The following is a 1,053-nucleotide window of genomic DNA, read 5'->3' on the forward strand; positions in this document are numbered from 1 at the left end:
CGGCGGCCGTCGCGTCGGAGGGGGTGAAGCGGTTGACGTCGGTCATGGGGAGGCTCCTCGGCTTGATCCTCTACCAACACCCACGGCGCGGTTTAGTTCTCCCGCACAACCTTCAAAACCGCCTCGCCATAGCGATCCAGCTTGCCCTGGCCGACACCGCCGGCCTTGCCGAGCGCCGCCAGGGTCGCCGGCCGGGCGGCGGCGATCTCGGCCAGGGTGGCGTCGTGAAAGATGACATAGGGCGGCACGTGCTGCAGCTGGGCCTGCTCCTTGCGCCACGAGCGCAGGGCCTCGAACAGCAGCTGGTTTTCGGCGGGGATGGTCAGAGCCTTGCCCTCGCGGCGCTTGCGGACGCCGCCGCCGGCCCGGCCGGTCTCGGGCGCGTCGGTCATCTGGCGCAGGGCCACCCGTCGCTCGCCGCGATAGACCTGCCGCACGCCCTCGATGTCGCCCAGGCCGATCAGCGGCCGGCCGTCATTGGGATCCTCGCGCAGCAGGCCCTCGAAGATCAGGGTGTCGAACAGGTCGCGCCAGGCCGGCTGGCTGAGCTCGCGGCCGATGCCGAAGGTCGGCAGCTGCGCCTCTTGGGGCGTCACGTCCTTGGTCTTGCCCAGCAGGTGGTCGATCAGCCGCCCGCGCCCGAAGCGGCCGCCCATGCGGTGCGCCGCCGACAGGGCCTTCTGGGCGGCCTCCGTGGCGTCCACCGCCGCGGGCGGCGAGACGCAGACGTCGCAGAGCCCGCAACGGGCCACGCCCTCCTCGCCGAAATAGCGACGGACCGCGGCGGCGCGACAGGTGACCCCTTCCAGCATCGCATAGAACTGGCGCAGCTTACGCGCCTGGACCTGTTTGACCTCGTCGGGGGCCTCGCGCGTCTCGATGCGGCGGCCCGCCCAGGCCATGTCGGCCGAGCCGTAGAGGGTGATGCCCTCAGCGGGCTGGCCGTCGCGGCCGGCCCGGCCGACCTCCTGCCAATAGGCCTCGATGGCGGCGGGCGGATCGGCGTGGATCACGTAGCGGACGTCGGGCTTGTCGACCCCCATGCCGAACGCG

General features: G+C 72.1%; 1 protein-coding gene. It reads right to left on the reverse strand.

The window, feature by feature from the left end; translation table 11 throughout:
* Window positions 1–92: 92 nt before the first annotated feature.
* A partial coding sequence (locus NKJ21_RS27535) for an HRDC domain-containing protein (protein ID WP_302931855.1) occupies window positions 93–1,053 on the reverse strand: 961 nt, incomplete at its 5' end.

Source organism: Klebsiella sp. SWET4 (genome assembly GCF_024296565.1).
Taxonomy (GTDB): domain Bacteria; phylum Pseudomonadota; class Gammaproteobacteria; order Enterobacterales; family Enterobacteriaceae; genus Klebsiella; species Klebsiella variicola.